Below are 23,668 nucleotides of genomic sequence, written 5' to 3' on the forward strand. Positions count from 1 at the left end.
ACTTGGAAAAGTGTAGGACAATAGGAGAAAACAAAAATGTTCCTTATTGTACAACCCTTAGCTCTATGCATGAGTTAGGGAATGATGGGTGATATCCCCCTCTACTGTCTGTGTCACTTCTTTATATAAATCCATATATTGATTGGCAGAGTATTTCCATGACATTTGACTCTTCGCTATGTTCTTCATAAGTTTTCTCCACATTTGTTCATCATGATAGAAACTTATTGCACGACGAATAGAAAAAAGCATGTCATGAGCATTAAAATTAGCAAATGTAAATCCATTTCCCTCTTCTGTTTCTTCATTGAACGATGTAACCGTATCAACTAACCCTCCTGTTTCACGGACAATGGGTGCTGAAAGATAACGAAGCGCAATTAATTGACCAATACCACAAGGCTCAAAGCGTGAAGGCATTAAAAACATGTCACTCGCTGCGTATATTTGACGAGCTAGTGATTCTTGGAACGTTATGTTTATAGACATTTTTTCTGGGTGCCTATATTGACACCATTCCAGCATTTGTTCATATTGATAATCACCTGTTCCGAGTATGACAAATTGAACATCGTCTTGATACAGAAGCTCATCAATCACTCTTCCGACAAGATCTAACCCTTTTTGTTCAACTAGGCGCGATACAAGCCCAATCATTGGAACGTCTTTCCTAACGGGCAATCCAAGCTTTTCTTGAAGCCACATTTTATTTTGGGCTTTCTTTATGAGTGAGCTGCGATAAGGATAGGCTAGAGCCTCATCTGTTAGTGGATTAAATTCCTTATCATTTATTCCATTGATAATTCCGGTTAGTTTATCCGCGTGTTTCCGCAGTACTCCATCAAGATTTTCCCCATAATACGGGGTTTGAATCTCATCCGCATAAGTTTTACTGACTGTTGAAATATAGTCAGCAAAATTGAGTGCCCCCTTCATGAAATTAATGTTACCAAAAAATTCAAGCCCATCGTCTGTCATCAGTCGCTCGTCTAAGTCCATCAAATCATGTAAAACAGATTGAGGAAAAATTCCTTGATATTTAACATTATGAATGGTAAAAACTGTTTTTATACCTTGATATAATGAATCCTCCTTATAATGCGTGTGAAGGAAAAGAGGAATTAAGCCTGCTTGCCAATCGTGGCAATGCAAAACATCAGGAATCCATCCCAATTTTCGTACCATTTCCAAAACTGCTCGATTAAAAAAGACAAATCTTTCGGCTTCATCTCCATATCCATAAAGGTTAGAGCGCTTAAAATAGTATTCATTATCAATAAAGTAATAGGTTATGCCGTTATATTCCATATATTCAATACCAGCATATTGGTTCCGCCAACCCAGACTTACAGTTAGCTCATCCCAAAGCTTTAATTGTTCTTTCCACTCCTGATTCATTTCCTGATACTTTGGCAAAACGACACGTACATCTGTTCCTTGTTCTTTTAGAGCTTGCGGTAGTGACCCTAATACATCGGCCAATCCTCCTGTTTTAATAAATGGGGTACATTCTGATCCAACCATTAAGATGTTCATAGCTATTCCACTCCTTTTCATTTAATTGATCAATAATCGTTTTAAAACAATTAATTTATAAAATGAAACTCAATCATCAGGGTTTTACGGACGGTTACTCACCATGTTAAAACTAAGAAAAGGACTGTCCGTTTGACGCGTGTAGACAGCCCTTCTGAGATGTGTCTTTACATTATTTTTCTCTTTGCTACAACAAAAGGCTTTTCCTTTGCCCCAATTAACATGCGTCCAGAGTTAATTTTACAATCCTTATCGATAATGACATTCTCTAAAACTACCCCGCTGTCAATCTCACACCTTTGCATAATAATAGAGTTTCTTATCGTGCTACCTTTCCCCACTTTTACCCCGCGAAAAAGTATACTTCCCTCCACTTGTCCTTCGATAACACATCCATTCGCTACAATGGTATTTTTTACCTTAGAATTCGGTAAAAATTTTGTTGGAGCCTCATCTTTCACTTTTGTGTAAATAGGAGAATCCTCATTAAACAAGGCGTCATGTTCTATTTCATTTAACAATTTTGTACTATTACGATAATAGCTTTCTACAGAGTTAATCAATGAATGGACACCTTTATACTCATAGGCGTGAATATGAATATCCTCTACATTGGCCTTTATTGCGTCTGCAAACAGATTCGTATGCCCTCGTGCAATACATTCTTCAATCAGTGCATATAAATAACTTTTTTTAACTAAATACATATTCATATAGATGTCCTGACTCTTTGGATCATTATGAATAGCGGTCACTCTATTATTTTGCTTGTTAATCGTTAGTTTACTAGCTAAATGGTGCTCTGGATAAAGCTCGCACACCTTTTTATAAATTACTGTTACATCCGCTTTTGATGCCTTATGTTCTGCTAACACATCTTGAAAATTAATATTACAAATATTCTGGGCCCCAGTTACTAATATATAATCTGCTTGAACTCGATTGATATAGTCCATATTATTGTGAAAATGTTTTAAATCACCTCGTGAAATATCTGTCGGATCATTCCAATCTGGAGGTAAAATAAACAATCCTCCTCGTTGCCGATCCAAATCCCATGCCTTTCCCTGCTCTAAATGATCCAATAGAGAGCGATATTTTCGTCTAGTAAAAATAGCAATCGATTCGATGCTTGAATGAACCATATTTGAAATAGTAAAATCAATCATTCGATAGTGTCCTGCATACGGTACAGCAGCTCCACACCGAAAATAAGTCAACTCATCCAAAAAGTCCTGTTCTTGATCTAAATTAATAATGCCAGCAATTCGATTCATGAAATCTCTCCTACTTCATCATTGTCGTATAACGTGAAGACATCACATTTCCCTTGTCTTCATAGAGTGTAATTTCACTGTTAGAGGTCGGATCCCCTATAACAGCATTATCTTCAATGACACTACCCTCCATTATGATAGAACGGAATATTTTTACATTTTCTCCTATATGAACATTAGGCATAATCACAGATTCTCGAATGAGAGAACCTTTTTGTATATGTGAATTATAAAAAATTACAGAACGATCGACTGTCCCATAGATACGACACCCATCACTAACCAATGAACCCTGGACATCAGCACTAGAAGCAATATATTGGGGGGTGTGATTGGGATTGTTTGAATAGATTCGCCACATGTGATCATTTAATTCTAGCTCTGCATCTTCTTTTAATAGATCCATGTTCGCTTTCCATAGACTTTCAACGGTCCCGACATCCTTCCAATAACCATCAAACGTATAAGCCATTAAATGTTTTTCATCATGCAATATTTTGGGTATAATATCTTTTCCGAAATCATGAGAAGAATCTTTTTTAAGTGCATCCTCAATTAAATATTTTCTTAATACATCATATCGGAATATATAAACCCCCATAGATGCTAGATTGCTCTTTGGAAACTTAGGCTTCTCTTCAAAATCAATAATCTTTCCTAGCTTATTCGTAATCATAATTCCGAATCTACTTGCTTCATTCCACGGAACTTCAATGACCGAAATGGTGCAATCTGCTTCAGTAGACTTGTGATAATCCAGCATTCTAGCATAATCCATCTTATAAATATGATCACCAGACAAAATTAGTACATGCTCTGGATTATACTGATCTAAAAATTTTAAATTGCGGTAAATGGCATCGGCAGTTCCTTTGTACCAATCTCCGCCTTCAGATTGCATATATGGTGGCAGAAATGATACTCCCCCATATTTTCGATCAAGGTCCCAAGCTGATCCTATCCCGATGTAATCATTTAGAATATGTGGTTCATATTGCGTTAAAACACCGACCGTATTAATTCCCGAATTTGTACAATTACTTAATGGAAAATCAATAATACGGTACTTGCCTCCGAAAAAAACAGCCGGCTTTGCAACCTCTTTCGTTAAGGATTTAAGTCTTGTTCCCTGGCCACCTGCCAATAACATCGCTACATGTTCTTTATTTTTCATGTAATCTTTCCTCCTTTGGTAAAGAAGTCCTTTTTAAAACACTAATCGCTAATGGTGGTACAGTTATTTCTATATGTTGGTCCTGTGAATGCCAAGGGGTTGATATCGATTCTAATTGCATCCCATTCGTTTGCCCTGAGCCTCCAAAATGCTTCGCATCACTCGAAAATATTTCCTTATATGTCCCAGCCTTTGGAACTCCTACTTTATATTGGTGATACACTACTGGCGTAAAGTTGCAAACAATGACCAATTGATCAGTTGATGATCGGCTATTTCGAATAAAAGAGATAATGCTTTGTTCATAATTATTTGCATCAATCCACTCAAAACCATCCTGCTTATGGTCTAACTCCCATAATGCGGGACTATCTTTATAAAACTGATGTAATTGCTTTACATAATTTGAGGTTTGTACATGGGAGTCAAAATCGAACAGTTCCCAATCTAAATCCTCCAAATCCTTCCACTCATCAAACTGAGCAAATTCAGTACCCATAAATAATAATTTCTTTCCAGGATGGGTAAACATATAGCCTAAAAAAACTCGTAAATTAGCAAATTTCTGCCAGTAGTCACCTGGCATTTTATTTAATAGTGATTTTTTCCCATGTACAACTTCGTCATGAGAGATTGGTAAAACAAAATTTTCAGAAAAGGCGTAAAATAAAGAGAAGGTAATTAATTTATGGTGGTATTTCCGGTGAATGGGGTCCATTTCCATATACCGAAGCATGTCATTCATCCAACCCATGTTCCATTTATAGTTGAATCCAAGCCCTCCAATGTAGGTAGGAGCACTTACTAATGGCCAAGAGGTAGACTCTTCTGCCATCATAAGCACATCGGGAATTTCTTCAAAGATTGATTCATTCAATTTCTTAATAAAAGAAACTGCTTCCAAATTTTCTCTTCCTCCAAATTCATTAGGTTCCCATTCTCCAGACTCTTTGCAATAGTCCAAATAAAGCATACTAGCTACCGCATCAACACGCAGACCATCAAGATGATACTCCTTCAGCCAATAAATGGCGTTAGAGATGAGAAAGCTTTGTACTTCGTTTCTACTAAAATCAAAACTGAGTGTTCCCCACATCGATTTTTCTGCTTTACTAGGGTTCTCGTATTCGTATAATGCTTCACCATCAAACCTTCTCAACCCATGGGCATCCTTACAAAAGTGACCAGGTACCCAATCCAAAATAATTCCTATTCCATTTTGATGACATTGATCCACAAAATACCTAAAATCGTCAGGCGACCCATAACGAGAAGTAACAGAATAATACCCCGTCGCTTGATATCCCCACGACCGATCATAAGGGTGCTCAGTTAATGGTAAAAGCTCGATATGCGTATATCCTAATTCTTTGACATAAGGAATCACCATATCCGCATAGTCACGATATGTATAATACTCTTCCTCCCGAATATTCTTCCAAGAACCTAAATGAAGTTCATAAATAGAAATAGGAGATTCATAAAAATTCACTTTGCTCCGACGTTCCATCCATTCCTTGTCTTTCCAAGTATATTGATCCAATGGATAAACAACAGAAGCAGTATTGGGGCGAAGTTCACTAGAAAATGCATAGGGATCTGCCTTCAGAACTAAATGCCCATGTCTAGTTAAGATTTCATATTTATAGATGGTACCGCTTTCTAAATCAGGAATAAACACATACCACAAACCATTGTCATTGATTTTTTCCATTGGGTGCTTATTTCCATTCCAATCATTGAACATGCCTACGACACTCACTTGTACCGCATTTGGCGCCCATAAAACAAATCGCACCCCATTCTTCCCATCTTGCTTATCAACATGGGCTCCTAAAAGCTGATAGCTATGTCGGAGATTCCCTTGATGGAATAGATACATGTCATACTCCAATACTTGTTGCTCAACTAGCACACCCTCACCTCATTTCAAAATATTGTCAGCTTATAATACTTGTTTAAAAAGTTATTAAATGAGAAACTCTACAATACTATCACACGCATCATAAACAACTATTTGATGCTTCTCTTATAATTATAAATTCATAGAGTAGTGATAACAATTTAAACTCTACACGAAATTTCGAGGAAGTTTATCGATTTTTGTCTTTTGATGGAATTTTATCTGAACGACGAATAAAAAGGTGATTAGAACGCAATTCCACTGCACTTCTTCATGTAATTTATTGTCGACAAAAACATTGAACATTGAGAGAAAATATGTAAACAAAATACGAATAAGCCTAATTTCTCAAATTTTCAAGTAGGAAATTAGGCTTTTATTCTTTCTGTCAATGGTCTTAGGGTCCGAAATCCCCAGTTTTTCCTTTTTCGAATGTTACACCGGAATAAATTTCTCCCATTTTACACTTCAATAATAATGGGAAGAATCATTGGTTTTTTCTTCGTTTCTTTAAAAATAAATTGACCTACAGATTTTTTAATGCTTTTCTTAATATCGTTCCACTGACTTTTATTCGCTTTTTGTAAGTCTTTCACTGTTTTGGTGATTAAACGATTAATATCATCTAAGAGTTCCTCGGATTCTCTCATATACACAAACCCTCGTGAAATCGTGTCAGGATTTGATGCAAGCTTTTTGTCTGTTTTATTCATCGTTAACACAATGACGAGCATTCCATCTTCGGAAAGCTGTTTACGATCACGTAAGACAATGTCACCAACATCTCCATCTCCTATTCCATCGACATAGGTATTGCCTGCTGGTACTTTTCGAGTCTGACGTGCGTCGCTATTTTCTATATCCACGACATCTCCATTATTTAAAATAAAGGTATTTTCATGTTCAACTCCTACAGATTCAGCTAACAAACGATGCTGATAGAGCATTCGCAATTCACCATGAATCGGTATAAAATATTTGGGTTGCATTAATGTCAACATTAGCTTTAAGTCTTCCTGGTAACCATGCCCAGAAACATGCATACCTGATGCACTGCCTGATCCATAAATTACATTTGCTCCCAAAGAAAACAAGTTATCAACAATCTTAGAAACATTCTTTTCATTACCTGGAATAGGACCGGCCGCTAAAATTACTGTATCCCCAGCCAAAACCTCTGCACCACGAAAGTTTCCTGTGGACAAACGTGACAGTGCAGCAAGCGGTTCTCCTTGGCTTCCGGTACAAAGAATAGCAACATTCTCCGGTGCAAAGTCATTGATTTGATCCTTATCAATTAACATATCATCAGGTATATCTATATATCCACGTTTCATGGCAACGTCTACTACATTGACCATACTTCTTCCTAGTAATGCAAGCTTTCGATCCGTTTTTATCGAAGCATTAACCACCTGCTGAATACGATTTATATTGGACGCAAAGGTGGATACAAACACCTTACGACTGGCCTTTAAAAATGCTTCTTCTACGTGTTCCTCTACAATTTGTTCAGATGGCGTTAACCCTGGTCGTTCCGCATTGGTACTTTCCGATAAAAGAAGTAAGACACCTTCTTTGCCTATTTCGGCCATTTTGTGAATTTCAGAATGTTCATTATTGGCCGGTGTTAAATCAAACTTGAAATCACCTGTATGAACAATGTTCCCCTGTGGTGTACGGAACACAAGTCCTAAACAATCAGGAATACTATGATTTACTTTAAAAAAGTTAACCTTGATATCATTAAAATTTAAGTTTGTATCTGAATTAATTTCATGTATTTCTGTTTCCCTCAAGATTTTATGCTCTTTTAATTTTAATTCAATTAAACCGAGCGTAAACCGAGTCGCATAAACAGGTACATTTATTTTTTTCAGGAAGAAAGGAATGCCACCAATATGGTCCTCATGTCCATGAGTAATAATTAAAGCCCTAATTTTATCTTTATTTTCCTCTAAATATGTAACGTCAGGAATAATCAAATCGATGCCTAACAAGCTCTCATCCGGAAATTTATTCCCACAATCGATAATAAATATATCATGATCGTATTCAATGGCATACATGTTTTTCCCAATCTCATGCAAACCGCCTAATGCGAAAACTGATATTGTGCTCACAATTATGCCCTCCCAGTTAAAAATAGTATTTCTAGTATGCCCGATTGATAAGAGAGCATTCCATGGTGGTATATTTCATCACTAAAAATATCCACGTAACGCTTTGAGAGAACTAATAAAAAAAGATCTGGACAATTATCCAGATCTTTTTCTCATCTTCCAATTTATACCTCATATAAACCTTCGTAAGCCGTGTTCTGTTCATCTCGTGCTACTGACGGACAATTGTCCTTGCACATAGATGGAGAATCATCTATCTCACCACTTAAGTGATGGCGTCTTTTTGGTTCTGCTTTCCGCAAGACGCTTCCCCTACCTAATTTGGGTTGCTCGCTCGTGGGGTTTACCTCGTTCCACCTTCAATGTTTCCATTGAAGCTCCGTCACTGTGGCACTTTCAAGGTATTCATACCATATCCTTAGGACGTAGGTATTTTCCCTGCCGTCAACAAAGCATTGATGCCTCATTGCCCTGACTATTTATTTCGTCAGGCACGAACACTACAGGCATCACAGCCTGTGCGAGCACGGACTTTCCTCACAGATTTTGCATCTGCGCGATTCTCTCCAGCTTATATGATTTTTTATTTGCTAAAAGCTCTACGGGAAAATCCCGCTAGGCTCCACCAAAAACAATGTAAAGCATTGGCGCACACCTTTTCTCGAGAAATGTTTCATCATCGTTTCCATCTAGTTAGCTCAATCTAGACAACCCTACAACACATGAAAGATCTTGTTTACTGCTGCTTCCTTCCAGACCTGACAGGATTCGCAAGTTTCCATTGTGTAGGATCCAAACCTCATCACCACTTTTATGGGCACGTATGATAATTCCTTTCCCTCAAAAAGGAATTCAGTCTCACTAGAGCGGATTGTGAGTTCAGGGCACCGCTAGCTCCCCACTTAGTACGACAATGCGTTATCAACTTGTTTTGTTGATATTGTTATTATATATCATATTTTCGCAGAAGTCAACCTATAAGTTGAAAAATATTCATATTCTATGATTAATTTGAGCTAGATGAACACAGAACTTCTTTTATGTCGGTTCTCCCTGAACACAAAATATATAATGAACAAAAAATTATTCATTAAAACTGGAAAACAGTTTCAGTATATTAATTAGTGAGTTTATAAAAACTATCCTTGTTTCTAAAATTAATTTTTAGAAGCTCATTTATACAACAAAAATTAAAAGGATGATGTTTAGTATGAATAACCGTCGAGGAATAATGACTACACTTTTAACTGCGGGTGCCGCAAGTGCTGCTATTTATGGTATTACACGAGGTGTTCAAAACGGAACTTTTCAGCGATTGCCACAAACAATCAATAATGCATTAAACAATCCGCAGGTACAACAAGTTACTCAACCATTGCAAAATATGGCAAATAATCAAAACGTCCAGCAAGTAGCGGACACTTTGGAAGAAGGCGCAGATAGCATCGAACAAGGTATCGAAAATTTCAACCAAAATTATTAATTTGTGGACTTGGGTGATTACGTAATTTTCATGGTCACTAAATGAATGGCGGATATTCCAAATACAATTCGTCTTTTGAAATCGTCTATACAATCACATCAAGTAGCCGGAGTACTCAATAGTATCTCCGGCTACTTTGCTTTTTGTTAAAAGGTGGATTTATGTTTAAAGTGTAATGGGTACGCATAAATAGTGGGGCGGTTACTAAGAATAAAAACAACAAAGATCATATAAAAAAGAGAATATATTCACAAAAGGAAGGTATAACTAATGGAAAAAGATGAACATTTAAAAAATCAGGTCATCTATATTACCAATTCAGAATACGATGAGCTTCACGCCTCGTCTGAGGTATTTAATAAGGAAGAGAAGATTAACACTTATCACCAATCACTGAATGAGGAAGAAACGAAAAATAAATATTAGTAACAACCATTATTTGTTCAATTACTAAAAGAGTTGTCCAAGACAACTCTTTTAGTTGATTAATTTATTATATTCTTCTTTAATTTCCTTTGCAGTTTTGTCGAACTCTTCTCCCCAATGGTCATTAGTAGTATTAAACACTACATTTCCTTCTGTATCTAACATCCCATACCCTCTAAAGAAACCAACGTCTTCATTTTTTACATCAAATAACTCTGCTATTTGAAGCTCTGGGTCAGAAATAAACGGTAAACTTTCACCAAATTCTTCTTCCAATGCTTGATATAGTGCCAATTGTTCTTCAGGTGTATCATTGCTGATGATAAACATTTGAACATCAAGTTCATCCAATTCGTCTAAATTTTGGTGCAGCTGAACCAGCTGCTGTTGGCAAAGACTTCATGTATAAGTTGTGATAAAAAAGAATAGTATTGGTTTCTCTTGAGGAAATGTTACTTCTTCTTCGTTTTGATTTAATAAAGTTAAGGACTCTTCTAGTTTGCTTTGTCCACATGCAGTCAGCAACAAAGCAACTGTTACGAGTAACCATATTATTTTTTTCTTCATTATTCAAACCATACTTTCTGTTTAAATTTTGTGTTCCAAAAAGTCGACAAATTAGAAGCAAGCAGGTCGTGGCGACTAAGCTTCTTAGGGACTTTTGAAAACATCCTCTTAAAAAAATATTATTAAGAACATAAACATCATATCTAATACAGATTCATTTTTCCACTAATATGTTTTACCTAATCATGAAATTAACCAATCTATAATTTCCATTAATTTTCCTTAGCTAATGAAAAAGAGGCTGCCCCAAAAGAAAAGGGTCAGCCTCTTTAAAAAACTTCGACACTCTTTAAATCAGAAATAAATCAAGTTTTCTAATCATCATACATTATTTTACTACAGCACTTCGATGTTCTATTGGTACCATATCTAAATTCGCTGCACCAGCATTCATTTCTACCTGTTCAGGACTCTTACATCCAGGGATCACACATGTTACTGCTGGATGTTGTAGACACCATGCGAGTGCCCATTGGGCCATATCGACTCCTTCAGGTAATTCTGTTTGCTTAATTTGTTCTACCAACTTTAATTGTTCATCAACTTCTGCCTGTTCCCTACGTTGACGAACTTTATCTTCGAATTGCACACCAGGTTTATATTTACCACTTAAAAATCCACTAGCAAGCGGAACTCTCGCCAAGACGCCTAAATCCTGTTCGATACAAGAAGGAAATACTTCCTCTTCTGGCGCTTTATCCAAGCGGTTATATACAACCTGAATGGCTTTTGCATTTCGTTCTGTTGCTTGCGCTGTTTGATGGATATTTTTGTTGCTTCCAATAGAGATTCCTAGATTACGAATTTTACCTGCTTGTACTTGTTTATCAAGCATTGTCCACAGGTCATCATTATCAAAATCTTCGTCCGAGCCTGAGTGGAATTGATAAAGATCAATATAGTCTGTCTGAAGTGCTTTTAAAGATTCGTCTAATTGCTGACGGACCTCATCTACGCTCCATGCATGCCCCCATTTTTCTTTCCATGAATGACCGAATTTGGAAGCAATCACCCAATCTTCACGCTTATCACGAGATATAAAATCTCCAATAAAGCTTTCAGATAGATGGTGCGGGCCATAGCATTCCGCAGTATCAATTAAATTAATCCCTAAGTCTTTTGCATGTGACAAAATCGCATCGACTTCTACTTGTTTAAAGTCTTTTCCCCAGTCCCCACCAAATTGCCATGTTCCAACACCAACAACAGAAACCTCTAAATCTGTCTTCCCTAAGCGTCTATACTTCATAGCAAAAACTCATCCTTTCTTTTATTTAGAATCTATTTTCTTAATATCTTCACGTTCATGGGACAAGGAACCTGTCCCCGTGTCCCACTTTAGCAGTTCATGTGTGGTGAAGTTGGAACCAGTTGCATAAATTCGATTCGATTTCCATCTGGGTCTTTTGCCCAGCATTGAAAATTATCATCTTTTCCTTGTTGTGGTTCTATGTCTAGCGTGACACCATTGGATTTTAAATGATTGGCAATTTCATTAATATCCTCAACTTCAAGACAAAGATGATCTACACCAATGGCATCACCGACCGCTTCTGGCTTGTTCTTCCCTCCATAAAACAATTCGATAAATTGTCCAGGAGCAATTTTTATATACTCAATCCATGGATTATTGTCATCATCTCGAATTTCAAAAGCCCGTTTAAAGCCAAGAACATCACAATAGAAATGAAGTGATTTTTCCATATCCTCTACCTTTAATGCTACATGTCCAATTCCTTTAATCAACAAAATCCCCCCTTAAGCTAAAATCGATTCAATTTTTTCTTGTACTTCATCGGACAGTTCTAAGTCAACCGCTTTTACGTTTTCTTCCACTTGGCTTGGACGGCTCGCTCCAATTAAGGCACTTGATACATTAGGTTGTCTTAAAATCCATGCTAATGCCAATGTTGGTAACGAAATATCCAATTCCTTCGCCACACCTTTTAGTTGCTCAACTTTATTTAAAACATCCTCTTTCAAAAATCCTTGGATAAAACGATTGATCGAGTCATTGGCTGCACGGCTATCGTCAGGAATTTGATTCGGTTTATACTTTCCAGACAACACTCCTTGTGCTAACGGTGAAAAGACAACTTGTCCAACACCATATTTCTCACTAACTGGAATAACCTCTGATTCTATGTAACGATGAAACATATTGTATTGTGGCTGATTGACGACAATTCGATCTAATAGATATTGATCCGCAACACGTACTGCTTCTTCAATTTGCGCTGCACTCCATTCACTGACACCTGCATATAAAATCTTTCCCTGACGGATGAGATCATCAATTACTCGTAATGTTTCATCTACTGGAGTTTCTGGATCATAGCGATGGCAATAAAAAACATCGACATAATCTAAATTCATTCGTTTTAAACTGGCATGCAATTGTTCTGTTACATGCTTCCGTGATAGACCACGATCATTCGGGCCATCACCCATTGGCCAAAATGCCTTCGTTGTAATCACATAGGACTCACGGGGATACTCTTTCAATGCAGTTGAAAGGACACGTTCACCTTCCCCACGTTCATACACATTAGCTGAATCAAAAAAATTAATACCTAATTCATATGCTTTATGTATTGTTTTTTCAGCGGTGTTATCCTCTACAGTTTTCCCGTACGTTAACCAGCTGCCTAAACTAATTTCACTTACCTTTAACCCTGACCTTCCTAACCTTCTATACTTCACAGCTTTTCCTCCCTCTTTCGCATTTAATGATAACGCTATCTTTATTGTATAAAAACTACTATCATAATAGAAGTAGTGAATTTATTTTAATATAGTTACATAAAGTATATTTACTATATTTTTTATAGTATAATAGATTTATCCAGTTCCTTACAAACTAGTATGAAAATGGGTGGTGTAATAGATGGGTGAACAATCAATAGAAAACCAAGATTCAGAGCTTGTCGTGGAATGTTCGATTGAAAAAGTTTTAGATGTAATTGGTTCTAAATGGTCATTTCTTATCCTTAGAGAGCTATTTTGTGGAGTAAAGCGATTTAGTGAACTGCAGCGTGCAATCCAAGGTGTTAGTCCAAAAGCATTAACGGATGCACTCCGCCATCTGGAGAAACATGATATTGTTATCCGAACTGTTTATCCAACGGTTCCTGTAAAAGTAGAATATTCATTAACTGAAAAAGGACAAGACCTCCATACGATTATTAAAGAGATGAAGTATTGGGGAGCAAAATGGGGATAAGTAATTGTGCCAGTAAAAAGCGGCAAATCAAAATTACCGCTTTTTACTGTTACTTAGGCTCCCTTACGTGGGAAACATTCACCCTCACCCCTCTTTAAGAATAGGATAACGTACTAACCGTTAAAGGATGTTCAAGTCCACTATTAGGGAGGCTACTGTATGATTCATACTGTAAAAGCTGGTGAAACCTTATCATCGATTTCAGAGGATTACCGAACACCTCTCCAAACAATCATTCAAGCGAATCCACAAATTATTAATCCTGATATCATTCATGTAAGTCAGCAAATTGTGATTCCAGGATTCCCGCCAATAGAAGATATTCCCTACTCTATAGTTGTGAATTTATCAGAAAGAACTCTAACCTTACTCGTGAATGGCCTCATTCAAAAAGTGTATCCTGTTGGAGTAGGAAGAGTACTTCACGAAACACCTACCGGAAATTTTATCATTATCAATAAAGCACCAAACCCTGGAGGTCCCTATGGAACGATGTGGATGAGTTTGTCTAAAAAACATTATGGAATTCACGGAACAAACGAGCCTTCATCAATTGGTCAGTATGTGTCTAGAGGTTGTATTCGTATGCATAATTATGACGTAGAAGAACTCGCTTCCATAATTCCGATTGGAACGCCTGTTTTGATAAGAAGTTAATTTCATTCATTTTCCATTCCATCTTCATTAAACAGTAACGAATATAACCTGGTTGAATATCATGTTTTTGAAAGGAGATGGAGGATAATGAATGTAGAAAATCAAGACTATCACAACAACGAGCTCCAACTAAGACATATGCATGATCAATGTCATCATTACATGCATCACCATGTCCTTTTAACAGGGACAGACGGAAGCTCATTTGATGGGATTATTGTTAATGTAGATGCTAATCATGTGACGATTTTAGTTGGTGAGGATATTATGATGCGAGAGGATCAAGAAGAGCTAGTCAATCGCCAATATTATGATGATGATGGATATGATGGGTATGGCCGCCCTCCGAGAAGAAGGTATAGACGGTATCGACCGAGAACATTTCCTATCGGCAGCCTAGCAGCATTAGCTCTATTACCGTACTTTTTTCCTGGATATGGTCCATACTATCCACCGTATCCCCCATACCCATATCCATACTACTAACAAATAGTTTTAATAATTACGAATAATAGAGTCATCGTGTATGATGGCTCTATTATTCGTAGAGAAATGGACACCTATTATACAAATCGATGTTACTGAAGGTATATAGAAACGGAAAAGTTATTTTCCGTTTCTAATCACATGGATTATTATTTTTTCCCACCACTGCCAAGGAAGCAATTGTTTAGTTAAAAACATCCCTCTTACTCCTCTTCCAATTGGATACCGCAGCTTATTAACCTTTTTCATCCTAGCAATGTTACAAATCAATCTAGCCACGATTTGAGGGTCCCCATATTTTTTCTTCCCAGCTTCTACTCTCGATAGCAGCTTTTGCTTATAATGATGATAGGGAGAAGCCCCTCTTCCTTTAACAAATTCCATCCCGCTTGTCCAAATATTTGTTTGAAAAGACCCAGGTTCAACTAAGGCGACTTGAACATCATATGGCTTCATTTCTAATCGAAGACTCTCACTATAACCTTCTAATGCATGTTTAGAAGCTACATATGGAGATAACCCTGGAAATCCTATTCTCCCACTTATGCTACTTACATGAATGATAGTACCTTTTCTTTGTGCACGCATCCTAGGAAGCACAACTTGAGTTACTGCTATTGCACCAAAGACATTCGTTTCAAACTGTCTCTGATAATCACTAGTAGATAGTTCTTCAGCAAAACCACCAATCGCAATTCCTGCATTATTAACAAGTACATCGACCCTCTCAAGCGTTTGAAATTTGGTATTAAATTTATCGATGGATTCAGAGTCTGTCACATCCAAATACCAGGTATTTATCCGGTTTAAGATTGTCTGATCAGTTGTTACTGATTGAAACATTTTTTGTTTCTCTATATTGCGCATTGTTGCAATTACGGTAAAACCATGTTTTGCTAATTCAATCGTCGTCCATAGCCCAAATCCACTAGAAGCTCCTGTCACAATTGCTACATGGTTCAAAGGAGATCCCTCCTCTTATTAAATATCTCAAACAAATGATAAAGGGCAAGGAGCTATCACACAAGTTTAAGGACTTGAATTGCCCATGTCGTGCAAAAACCACTACTTCACTAATCCAACTGCTCACTTTGAATTTCATCTACGAGCCATTGATCATTCTTAAAAACAAATGAATTTTCCCCATTTTAAAATGTAATAATTTTCTAGTTCTTTTCAAACCAAATATTGGTATACTGTGGTAAAATAGTACTATTGCAAAATGCTGTCTACTTAAAGTAGGTGATTAATCTGTATAATACAAAATTAATAAGTATATATACGATATTAACTTTTATCTTGTCTATAATATCAAATATATTGTTTCCATTTTTATCTCTATGGGTATTATTCATATTACCTGGGTTAGGCTTGATGACATTACTTCCAAACCCTTTCATCGCTACTCTTTATATGACTGGGATCGGCGTGATTCGGTATTTCTCCCAATACCAAGCAGTTTCAGGACAGGTTTCAATTGATTTTGTTATTCGATTAATTACTTCTTGTTTCGTAGGGTTGATTATTCTATTCGTTGTTGCTTATTTTGTGAAAAAAACAACAAGTTTAATCAAAGATTTGGAACATTTATCCTTAACCGATAATCTAACAGCTGTCTATAATCGCAGGTATTTTGAACTGTATGCAGATAACTACCTAGTTGACTCTTCTCTTTCCAACAAGCCGTTGTGCTTGCTAGTCTTTGATATTGATCATTTCAAAGCAATTAACGATACTTTTGGTCACAATGCTGGTGATTTGATATTACAGAAGCTTACTCAGGCGGTTCAAATGACAATAAGGAAAACGGACATGTTTATCCGGATGGGTGGAGAGGAATTTGCATTATTAATGCCTAATACTACCTTAAAGGATGGGATCAAGCTTGCTGAAAAAATCAGAATAAAAATTGCACATTCAACTTTTCATTATAAAGATAGGTTAATTCCTGTCACGATAAGTACAGGAGTTACTCAATTTACGGATGAATCATTAGACGAACTGATGTATAAAGCAGACATTGCTTTATATGAAGCCAAAAAGTCTGGGAGAAATCGAGTTTCAACCTTTCAATACAATCCACATGATTTTTAGTTTTATACACGCAAAAATCAGCCCTAACCGTTAGTGCTTTCTCAGGGCTGCTTTTTAATAATGGCGATGTTAAAGTTCGGTGTTGATTTTTGACTCATCGTGCAAAATCAACCTTGGCATACGAACCAAAAATACTGATAAATACTTACACAGTAGCTCTAATCAATCAAACTTTGCTTCCGTTCGTTTCAATCGGGATCTATTCCATTTATCTATACAAATAAGAATGACACCTAAAATAAGGAACATAATCATAGTTGCGTACCAGGGCAACTCTCTAATCGCTTCCCCAAACGCGGTGAATAATATTGCTGGCATAATTAAGCCTAAAACAGAATAATACATATATTCTTTAAAGGATTTTGTCATTTCCATAAGAAAAAAAGATAGTAAATGAAAATGGATAAATGGCATAATCCGTAAAATCATCACCTGGCCAACAGAGATTGTTCGTTCATTGTGAATAAACTTTCCCTTTAAACGCGAAATTCCACGACGGAACCATGGAATTTTTTTAATTAGTGGATAAGTAATAAGGCTCATCAAAGAAAGGCCGATAAAAGACAAAATTGCCCCTTCAACAAATCCAAATAGAACTCCACCAGTAATACAAACGACGATCACTGGTAGAAAGAAAAATGGTCGAAATACATGCAAAAGGATAAAGAGAATGGGTGCTAGCCACCCAGCTCCTTCCATTAGTACTTCAAGGGATTGATCGAATTGATCCACAAAATCCCTCCTCTTATGATTCGGAAAAAATACTGTTAACTCTGAAGGATAAACGAAATCACAAAGAATAGCAATAGATCACTGTCCCGATTTCTTTCTATTTTCTATTCTATCCACATCACTTCTGTAGTAATTCAGTAAAATGAGAAATAATTTTTGCAGTAAGTCCCCAAATTACCTTTTCACCATAAATGAAAAAGTATTCATCCATTTTCAATGACCGCCATTGATAGTTATGACCACCTACTATAAGATCAAACGGAAAGCTTTCGTCTGGTTGTACATTTAAATGAACTTGATGAATTTGTGGTTTTGTTTCAAGAAAAAAAGTTAGTGGTACCATAAATACCTCTCCAACTTCTGGAGGATTGGGCTCAATTCTTTCGGGGTGACTTATAAAGCCTACATGCGGATAAACAATCATTTCAAATGGTGACACTAAATAATCAATTGGATAGACGTCCATAATATCCTGTTTTCTTATTCCTAATTCTTCTGTCGTTTCTCGAATTGCTGCAGATTGTGGATTATTATCTTGTTTATCAATTTTCCCTCCCGGAAAACAGATTTCTCCTGGCTGCCTTCGTAACTTTTCCGAACGAACTTCAAATAGAACGTATATGTGGTCTTCTTTTTTCACAAGTGGAATAAGTACCGCAAATGTGGCGAAGTTCTGCCCTCCTAGAATTGTAGGTCTATGATTTTCAAGTTTATGAAGGATTGTTTTTGGATCCATAGATTCACCTCTGAAAAAGTAGTGGACAACGTCTTGAAGTTAGTCTATTATTATTTCTTTGCAATTATGAGATAAAAGATTGAAAGATGATAGAAAAGCCTTACATAGAAAAGAATAAGGCTTTTTGGATTATTATAATTGTCAGAAAATCTTGATTTAACACTAGTTAACGTAATACAAAACTATTATTGAAGCACTAGCGTTCAAATTTAGCTAATAATTCATCATTGCTCAAGATGATTAACAATTTCAACTAAGCTTTGTAATAGCGAATAAAAGGAGTCGAGATCATTTCTAGGATCACGGTACTTTCTGTTTATTTCAATTTGTACCGCTTGAGTCTGTAACTCATTAAAGCTATAATTCGTAATTGTTCCTGAAGTAGAAGCAGCGAATACACCATTTTCCAACACATTTGCAATTCCCTTTTCGAAAAAAACGGATTTGATTTGCGATACCGTTTGTGAATCTAGAGATTTTCCATGAACCGTACCTAAATCGATATCAAAAGGTCTCGATTTAGCCGCCCCGTGTATATCTATCACATATTGAATATTGTTTTCTTCCACAACTTTTGTCAATTCTTCTTTATATTTTCCATTTTGTATGTAGTTAGCATCATCCGAAAGCCCTGTCGTGTACAACAAATGTGTACCAGTAAGTTCACTAAGGAATAAAGCGATGGAGCCAGTATATATATCTGCATCTTTAATTTTACCTTCCCGAATGTGTTTTGTTGTATGAGGGGCTGAAATTAAAATTGGGATTTCACCATTTTGATAGGTGAATGGCTGCTCGGCGTCTACTTTTCCATTGTAAGAATTATTAGCAAAAGTATCTTCATAGGAAAGGATTTTTTCCCGAAATGCCTTCTTATCCATAAATAACGCCTCTAATGTCTCCATATCATCACGTTTATTCAACATTTCATTTTCTGTCTCGCTTTCTGTTGGTAGTATTTTCTTAAGGTGCATACTGCTTTCAATCGTTTCTGAATATTGGTAGATTTCTGGTTTGTCACTCACAAAAGTGGTTTCATCGAAAAAAAAGGAGCTCCATGCTAGTAATATCATTGGTAGTATGAACAAATAATTCCCCTCCTGCTTAATATTGGAAATAAATAAACTTAATACCAATTATAGCATCAGAAAGGATAGTAGGATAAGTATGTATGTTGGTGTAATTTATTCCTTAGTTACCTTATATTACCAAAATAAAATAGCATAAAAAAAAAGAACTCTTAAGAATTCTTTTCTTTAGTCAATTTTCCTGCTACTCCATCCGCCCTCACGTCGAGAATCAGAGCCACCAGTTATTGTTTTTGAATCATAATCAATCATCAAAGTTTGAACAGATCCAAAGTAAGACGCATATTTAGAATAATCAATGACATACCCCAATTGATGAAAGGATTGTTCCATTGCATTCGATACACTTGATTCTAAAGAAAGGGTTTCTGTATTATATTCGACGAAAAATCGCTGTTTATTCACTGCATCCTCTAACGTTTCATCAAAATAAATAATTCTCGTGATGACGTCTAGTAATGTCGTTGTAATTCTCCGCCCACCCGCACTACCAATTCCAATAACTGGTTCACCTTCTTTAGCAAAAATGGATGGGGAAATATAACTATAGGGACGTTTCCCAGGTTCATATGCGTTTGGCGAATGTTGCGAATTACTGAAATTGTCCAATTGATTGTTAAGAAAAACGCCGTTCACATACTCTCCAGATCCAAAGAAATTACTTAATGAATTAGTAGCTGAGACCATCATGCCATCTCCATCAACTACTACAAAATGAGTCGTATTACCTTCATCATTCTCATCAGCCTTTGAATCTAATGGCGAAAGAAAGGATTGATTTTGCTTATCCATTCGAATTTCCTGTGCCATTTCCTTCGTATAAGAAGAATCAATGATTTTCTCAACAGGGACTTGAACAAAAGCAGGATCGCCGACATGCTCTAACCGATCTTGATAACTTCTTCGAGATATTTCTCCGATAAGATGTATATATTCGGCCGATTCCACATCTATATTTTTCACTCCTAATGCCTCTGCCATTTGTAGGGTTTGGATAAGCATAATCCCACCTGTAGGGGGTTGGGGAGCAAAAACATTATATCCAGAAAAACTTCCTTTCAATGGGGCTTCTACTTTAACCTTGTAGCTTTTTAGATCTTCTACATTCATCCCTGCTGTTGCTGCCATATTTTCTGCCAACTTGCCTTCATAAAAAGCAGATTTCCCATTTTGTTGAATTAAACGTAGCGTATTAGCCAGTTCACTTTGGACTAATTTATTCCCAGAACGAATCGCTGTTCCTCCTGGGTAAAAATCATCCAATTCATCAACTGGCATTCGATACGCTGCACCATTCAAACGGTTTTCGAGCGTTTTAGAAACGATAATTCCTTCCTCAGCCAAATAAGCCGATGGTTCAATCAATGCTTCCATCGATATACTGCCAAAATCAGAATGAACCTGTTCCATTCCCTTTACAAAGCCAGGCACACCAATACCACCGTTTGGAATTCGTCCTGAACTTGGTGACGTTTCCCGATAATTATAAACAACAGGCTCATCAACATGAGGTGGATGGATTAACATAACTCCCCCACCTCCTAGTCCAGAAGAATAAGGCTTTAGTACACTTAAGGCATAGGAGACAGCAATCCCAGCATCAACTGCATTTCCACCATTTTCTAATATCTTCATCCCAATTTCAGTAGCAATCGGATGATCGGAAGTGACGGCATAATTTACTAATGACTGCTGTTTATTTTCTTGATTTGTTCGATGCTCTGACATTTCCGTTTCTACATGTCGGATGAGTCGATTTTCATTATTGAAGTAATTGATACCGAATAAAGCTAATAAAGTAACAGCGATAATGAATATATACCATGTTCGCTTCTTCAATTGCCTCACCCTTTACCTGTTTTACCTACATAGCTTAGAAAGCTCAACATTATGATTAGCGCAGAATTTATTCTTATACTTTCAACCGACTCAACTTATAAATTGAAAGTGTACATAGAATTTACTTAAAGTGCGTTTTCAAAAAGTCGGTAAATGAACATCCTCTTAAACGACTAACAGAACAAATAAGAGTACTGTCGTAATTAACACACCAATTGTCGCATGTTGAGTTACACTCTTTTTTTGTCGCTTGACTTCTTTTATTAGTTTTTGTTGAAAAGTTAAATCATCTTTTTTTGTTACGTGTCTATTCAAAAATACATGTTTGAACGTTAATCTTGCTTTCGTCAAGACGGTATTCATTAGTTAGCCTCCCAATTAAATAAATGTTGATACATAAAATAACGAATAAGTTGAAACACTTAATAAAAGTGTACTTGCAACAGTAGGTAAAACACCTTGTCTTTGAATTGTATTTGCAATTAGACCAGGTACAATGATGCCTATTTCATACAAAGTTGAGTTTGCTACTGTTTCCATTGGTACAACTAGATCAAATAATAATTTCAAACCGATACCGGTAATTAACATGACTGCAAATTTACGTCTACCGTAAATAATAGTAAATTTTGCGATGATTTTTGTTACTACAAGAAATGTGATGAAACTTACGAGAAAAATAGATACAACATAAGCTGGATTATTCATCGTTAGAGCCAAATAGCCAGGTACAACAAGTCCAGCAGGAACAATACCTGTTTTTTCTGCAAATAATAAACTAAGAACAACGCCAATAATAAGAGCCATCGTAATATTCATTTCTATCATCGACTATTCCGCCTTTCTAAATTCTATTGATTCTACTTTGTAGCCTTCCAATTGCTCGATAACAGGCTCTGCAGCACCATGTATATTTCCAATGCCATAAATAGTGCGGTTCCCTAGTACGTAAGGCTTCAGTGCAGCCATAATTTCTTCCGTAGATTTATATTCTAAATTCAATATTTTGTCTGCATTAATCGTACCGTTGTTATAACTCTCAACGATAGGTGATGTCGTTTCTCCTGTAACAACGAGCGTATCGCAGTCAATATAAGGAAGGACATCTTTCGCAAATTGCTTCGTTCGATCAACTCGATCAGCTCTACAGTTCATAATGATAACGGGTTTTTCTGTAGGATAACCTAGTGTTTTCACTCGCTTCCAAATATTAATCGTTGATGCCGCATCATTCGCTGCGAAACCATTGACAAGATAACTTGGCTTCGTTGCATTCCCTATTGGTAAAATGCTCATTGCTCCTGGATCTGGCCAAGCTTTTAGCATTCCTCTCATTGCTGTTTCCTCATCAATTCCAAGGGCATCGGCAACTGCAAGTGCGAGTGCAGCATTTTCTGGGAATACCATATATTCGAATTGAAGTAAAAATTCCTCAGGTATTCTAGAGGTATCACATACAATCAATTTTGTATTTCTTTCCTCTGCCTTCTGTTTGAAAAATGGAACATAAGGACTTTCATTGACAATTAGATGCCCGTTATAAGGGATCGTTGCTAGAAATGAATCTGCAACTTCATCAAGTGTGGGACCAAGCACATCCATGTGATCCTCCAATACATTAACAATCACACCAATATTCGCCTTTAACATCTCCTCTTGGAAAGTGATTTGATAATCTGGGTTTACAGCCATACATTCACTAACAAGTGCATCAGCATTTATCTTTGCAGCCTTTTCCACAACAACCTTTTGTTCACGAATGTTTGGACCTTCTGGACGTCGCTTAATCGGGTCTTCTTTCTTATCAAACCAATAAAGCATACGTGCCTGTGTTCCTGTCGTCTTACCTACAGTTTTATACCCTGCTTCTGAAATTACTCCTGTAATTAAGCGGGTTACCGTAGACTTACCACGAACACCATTTATATTTATTCTAATAGGAATAGAATCTATATTTTTTTGATGCTTTCTTTTATCCACAATACCTAGAGTCGCCAAAAGTACAATTAACAAAGTGATAATAACGTACATTCAGTCATACTCCTTTCTATTTTTCACCATAATTGGTTTTTATAGGTAAAATTACCTAGTTATTTCCCATAAAACAAGCCAATTTCACAACTTTGAAAAATGGCTTCATCTATCACAACAACTGTTCATTCACCTTTTAACAACTATGTAATAGTACGACAGAACTTAAGAAATGTAAACATGCTATGATATGGTAATATTGTCCTGTTAAGGAGCCTATATACAGTGTTGGAGAAAGATTGAGTTAGTGGTTGAATTATCAATAGTTAGTGGAAAATTTTTTGAATATTAGG

The 23,668-nt window shown here is 36.5% G+C and carries 24 protein-coding genes and 2 other RNA genes; 6 read left to right on the forward strand and 20 right to left on the reverse strand.

Features of this window, described 5'->3' with window-relative positions:
* Positions 1–63 precede the first annotated feature (63 nt).
* From glgA to ffs, 7 genes are all read right to left on the reverse strand, one after another.
* Positions 64–1,536 carry a glycogen synthase GlgA gene (gene glgA, locus JOC48_RS05885; protein ID WP_204498153.1) on the reverse strand — a complete coding sequence of 491 codons (1,473 nt, stop codon included), beginning with the start codon at positions 1,534–1,536 and terminating at the stop codon, positions 64–66.
* 167 nt (positions 1,537–1,703) lie between these two features.
* Positions 1,704–2,813 carry a glucose-1-phosphate adenylyltransferase subunit GlgD gene (gene glgD, locus JOC48_RS05890; protein ID WP_204498154.1) on the reverse strand — a complete coding sequence of 370 codons (1,110 nt, stop codon included), beginning with the start codon at positions 2,811–2,813 and terminating at the stop codon, positions 1,704–1,706.
* Positions 2,814–2,823: 10 nt separating this feature from the next.
* The gene (locus JOC48_RS05895) at positions 2,824–3,987 is read right to left on the reverse strand and encodes a glucose-1-phosphate adenylyltransferase (RefSeq protein ID WP_204498155.1); all 1,164 of its coding nucleotides are present in this window, start codon (positions 3,985–3,987) and stop codon (positions 2,824–2,826) included.
* Entirely contained in the window at positions 3,977–5,902 is a 1,926-nt protein-coding gene (gene glgB, locus JOC48_RS05900; protein ID WP_338024238.1) for a 1,4-alpha-glucan branching protein GlgB, read from the reverse strand. The genes JOC48_RS05895 and glgB overlap by 11 nt, the downstream gene beginning before the upstream one ends.
* Before the next feature lie 449 nt (positions 5,903–6,351).
* On the reverse strand, positions 6,352–8,016 hold the full coding sequence (locus tag JOC48_RS05905; protein WP_204498300.1) for an RNase J family beta-CASP ribonuclease: 1,665 nt from the start codon (positions 8,014–8,016) through the stop codon (positions 6,352–6,354).
* Positions 8,017–8,194: 178 nt separating this feature from the next.
* Positions 8,195–8,586, reverse strand: an RNA gene (gene rnpB, locus JOC48_RS05910) — RNase P RNA component class B.
* A 74-nt stretch (positions 8,587–8,660) separates the two neighbouring features.
* Positions 8,661–8,924: signal recognition particle sRNA large type (gene ffs / locus JOC48_RS05915), an RNA gene on the reverse strand.
* A 299-nt stretch (positions 8,925–9,223) separates the two neighbouring features.
* Between ffs and JOC48_RS05920 the strand changes: the two genes are divergently transcribed.
* Together JOC48_RS05920 and JOC48_RS05925 are read left to right on the forward strand one after the other, a co-directional pair.
* On the forward strand, positions 9,224–9,496 hold the full coding sequence (locus JOC48_RS05920) for a hypothetical protein (protein ID WP_204498156.1): 273 nt from the start codon (positions 9,224–9,226) through the stop codon (positions 9,494–9,496).
* Positions 9,497–9,766: 270 nt separating this feature from the next.
* A complete protein-coding gene (locus JOC48_RS05925; protein ID WP_204498157.1) occupies positions 9,767–9,922 on the forward strand; it encodes a hypothetical protein in 156 nt (51 codons plus the stop codon).
* A 51-nt stretch (positions 9,923–9,973) separates the two neighbouring features.
* Here the strand turns inward: JOC48_RS05925 and JOC48_RS05930 are convergent, their stop codons facing one another.
* The 5 genes from JOC48_RS05930 to JOC48_RS05950 all read right to left on the reverse strand — a co-directional run bounded on the left by JOC48_RS05930 (position 9,974) and on the right by JOC48_RS05950 (position 13,192).
* The gene (locus JOC48_RS05930; protein WP_204498301.1) at positions 9,974–10,303 is read right to left on the reverse strand and encodes a redoxin domain-containing protein; all 330 of its coding nucleotides are present in this window, start codon (positions 10,301–10,303) and stop codon (positions 9,974–9,976) included.
* A gap of 18 nt (positions 10,304–10,321) precedes the next feature.
* Positions 10,322–10,489 (reverse strand): hypothetical protein, encoded by a 168-nt coding sequence (locus JOC48_RS05935; protein WP_204498158.1) that lies wholly within the window; start codon positions 10,487–10,489, stop codon positions 10,322–10,324.
* A 328-nt stretch (positions 10,490–10,817) separates the two neighbouring features.
* Positions 10,818–11,738 carry an aldo/keto reductase gene (locus JOC48_RS05940; RefSeq protein ID WP_204498159.1) on the reverse strand — a complete coding sequence of 307 codons (921 nt, stop codon included), beginning with the start codon at positions 11,736–11,738 and terminating at the stop codon, positions 10,818–10,820.
* 89 nt (positions 11,739–11,827) lie between these two features.
* Positions 11,828–12,235 carry a VOC family protein gene (locus JOC48_RS05945; protein WP_204498160.1) on the reverse strand — a complete coding sequence of 136 codons (408 nt, stop codon included), beginning with the start codon at positions 12,233–12,235 and terminating at the stop codon, positions 11,828–11,830.
* A 12-nt stretch (positions 12,236–12,247) separates the two neighbouring features.
* Complete coding sequence (locus JOC48_RS05950) at positions 12,248–13,192, reverse strand: aldo/keto reductase (RefSeq protein ID WP_204498161.1); 945 nt, start codon at positions 13,190–13,192, stop codon at positions 12,248–12,250.
* A gap of 184 nt (positions 13,193–13,376) precedes the next feature.
* On the opposite strand from JOC48_RS05950, the gene JOC48_RS05955 reads away from it, so the two are divergent.
* The 3 genes from JOC48_RS05955 (at position 13,377) to JOC48_RS05965 (ending at position 14,855) form a co-directional block, all read left to right on the forward strand.
* Positions 13,377–13,712 (forward strand): winged helix-turn-helix transcriptional regulator, encoded by a 336-nt coding sequence (locus JOC48_RS05955; RefSeq protein ID WP_204498162.1) that lies wholly within the window; start codon positions 13,377–13,379, stop codon positions 13,710–13,712.
* A 159-nt stretch (positions 13,713–13,871) separates the two neighbouring features.
* Positions 13,872–14,369: a L,D-transpeptidase family protein gene (locus JOC48_RS05960; protein ID WP_204498163.1), complete on the forward strand. Its 498-nt coding sequence runs from the start codon at positions 13,872–13,874 to the stop codon at positions 14,367–14,369.
* An 87-nt stretch (positions 14,370–14,456) separates the two neighbouring features.
* Positions 14,457–14,855 carry a hypothetical protein gene (locus JOC48_RS05965; RefSeq protein ID WP_204498164.1) on the forward strand — a complete coding sequence of 133 codons (399 nt, stop codon included), beginning with the start codon at positions 14,457–14,459 and terminating at the stop codon, positions 14,853–14,855.
* 120 nt (positions 14,856–14,975) lie between these two features.
* Here JOC48_RS05965 and JOC48_RS05970 read toward each other — a convergent pair whose 3' ends face one another.
* Positions 14,976–15,818, reverse strand: a complete 843-nt coding sequence (locus JOC48_RS05970) for an SDR family oxidoreductase (protein WP_204498165.1) — start codon at positions 15,816–15,818, stop codon at positions 14,976–14,978.
* Positions 15,819–16,229: 411 nt separating this feature from the next.
* Here JOC48_RS05970 and JOC48_RS05975 point away from each other — a divergent pair, with 411 nt between their 5' ends.
* Positions 16,230–16,949 carry a GGDEF domain-containing protein gene (locus JOC48_RS05975; RefSeq protein ID WP_204498166.1) on the forward strand — a complete coding sequence of 240 codons (720 nt, stop codon included), beginning with the start codon at positions 16,230–16,232 and terminating at the stop codon, positions 16,947–16,949.
* A gap of 162 nt (positions 16,950–17,111) precedes the next feature.
* Here the strand turns inward: JOC48_RS05975 and JOC48_RS05980 are convergent, their stop codons facing one another.
* The 7 genes from JOC48_RS05980 to pgsB all read right to left on the reverse strand — a co-directional run bounded on the left by JOC48_RS05980 (position 17,112) and on the right by pgsB (position 23,363).
* Entirely contained in the window at positions 17,112–17,681 is a 570-nt protein-coding gene (locus JOC48_RS05980; protein WP_204498167.1) for a VTT domain-containing protein, read from the reverse strand.
* A 118-nt stretch (positions 17,682–17,799) separates the two neighbouring features.
* Entirely contained in the window at positions 17,800–18,417 is a 618-nt protein-coding gene (locus JOC48_RS05985) for an NUDIX hydrolase (RefSeq protein ID WP_204498168.1), read from the reverse strand.
* A 224-nt stretch (positions 18,418–18,641) separates the two neighbouring features.
* Entirely contained in the window at positions 18,642–19,505 is an 864-nt protein-coding gene (locus JOC48_RS05990; RefSeq protein ID WP_204498169.1) for an N-formylglutamate amidohydrolase, read from the reverse strand.
* A 168-nt stretch (positions 19,506–19,673) separates the two neighbouring features.
* A complete protein-coding gene (gene ggt, locus JOC48_RS05995) occupies positions 19,674–21,344 on the reverse strand; it encodes a gamma-glutamyltransferase (protein ID WP_204498170.1) in 1,671 nt (556 codons plus the stop codon).
* Between the two features lie 165 nt (positions 21,345–21,509).
* The gene (locus tag JOC48_RS06000) at positions 21,510–21,707 is read right to left on the reverse strand and encodes a hypothetical protein (protein WP_204498171.1); all 198 of its coding nucleotides are present in this window, start codon (positions 21,705–21,707) and stop codon (positions 21,510–21,512) included.
* A gap of 15 nt (positions 21,708–21,722) precedes the next feature.
* Positions 21,723–22,172 (reverse strand): poly-gamma-glutamate biosynthesis protein PgsC, encoded by a 450-nt coding sequence (gene pgsC / locus JOC48_RS06005; RefSeq protein ID WP_204498172.1) that lies wholly within the window; start codon positions 22,170–22,172, stop codon positions 21,723–21,725.
* 3 nt (positions 22,173–22,175) lie between these two features.
* A complete protein-coding gene (pgsB, locus tag JOC48_RS06010; RefSeq protein WP_420829209.1) occupies positions 22,176–23,363 on the reverse strand; it encodes a poly-gamma-glutamate synthase PgsB in 1,188 nt (395 codons plus the stop codon).
* Between the last annotated feature and the right edge of the window lie 305 nt (positions 23,364–23,668).

Source organism: Aquibacillus albus, from assembly GCF_016908325.1.
GTDB lineage: Bacteria > Bacillota > Bacilli > Bacillales > Amphibacillaceae > Aquibacillus_A > Aquibacillus_A albus.

Coding starts and splice junctions, on each gene's coding strand:
- glgA (WP_204498153.1), bottom strand. CDS start 1,536: ATGAACATCTTAATGGTTGGATCAGAATGTACCCCATTTATTAAAACA.
- glgD (WP_204498154.1), bottom strand. CDS start 2,813: ATGAATCGAATTGCTGGCATTATTAATTTAGATCAAGAACAGGACTTT.
- JOC48_RS05895 (WP_204498155.1), bottom strand. CDS start 3,987: ATGAAAAATAAAGAACATGTAGCGATGTTATTGGCAGGTGGCCAGGGA.
- JOC48_RS05920 (WP_204498156.1), top strand. CDS start 9,224: ATGAATAACCGTCGAGGAATAATGACTACACTTTTAACTGCGGGTGCC.
- JOC48_RS05925 (WP_204498157.1), top strand. CDS start 9,767: ATGGAAAAAGATGAACATTTAAAAAATCAGGTCATCTATATTACCAAT.
- JOC48_RS05935 (WP_204498158.1), bottom strand. CDS start 10,489: ATGAAGAAAAAAATAATATGGTTACTCGTAACAGTTGCTTTGTTGCTG.
- JOC48_RS05940 (WP_204498159.1), bottom strand. CDS start 11,738: ATGAAGTATAGACGCTTAGGGAAGACAGATTTAGAGGTTTCTGTTGTT.
- JOC48_RS05955 (WP_204498162.1), top strand. CDS start 13,377: ATGGGTGAACAATCAATAGAAAACCAAGATTCAGAGCTTGTCGTGGAA.
- JOC48_RS05960 (WP_204498163.1), top strand. CDS start 13,872: ATGATTCATACTGTAAAAGCTGGTGAAACCTTATCATCGATTTCAGAG.
- JOC48_RS05965 (WP_204498164.1), top strand. CDS start 14,457: ATGAATGTAGAAAATCAAGACTATCACAACAACGAGCTCCAACTAAGA.
- JOC48_RS05975 (WP_204498166.1), top strand. CDS start 16,230: ATGACATTACTTCCAAACCCTTTCATCGCTACTCTTTATATGACTGGG.
- JOC48_RS05985 (WP_204498168.1), bottom strand. CDS start 18,417: ATGGATCCAAAAACAATCCTTCATAAACTTGAAAATCATAGACCTACA.
- JOC48_RS06000 (WP_204498171.1), bottom strand. CDS start 21,707: ATGAATACCGTCTTGACGAAAGCAAGATTAACGTTCAAACATGTATTT.
- pgsC (WP_204498172.1), bottom strand. CDS start 22,172: ATGATAGAAATGAATATTACGATGGCTCTTATTATTGGCGTTGTTCTT.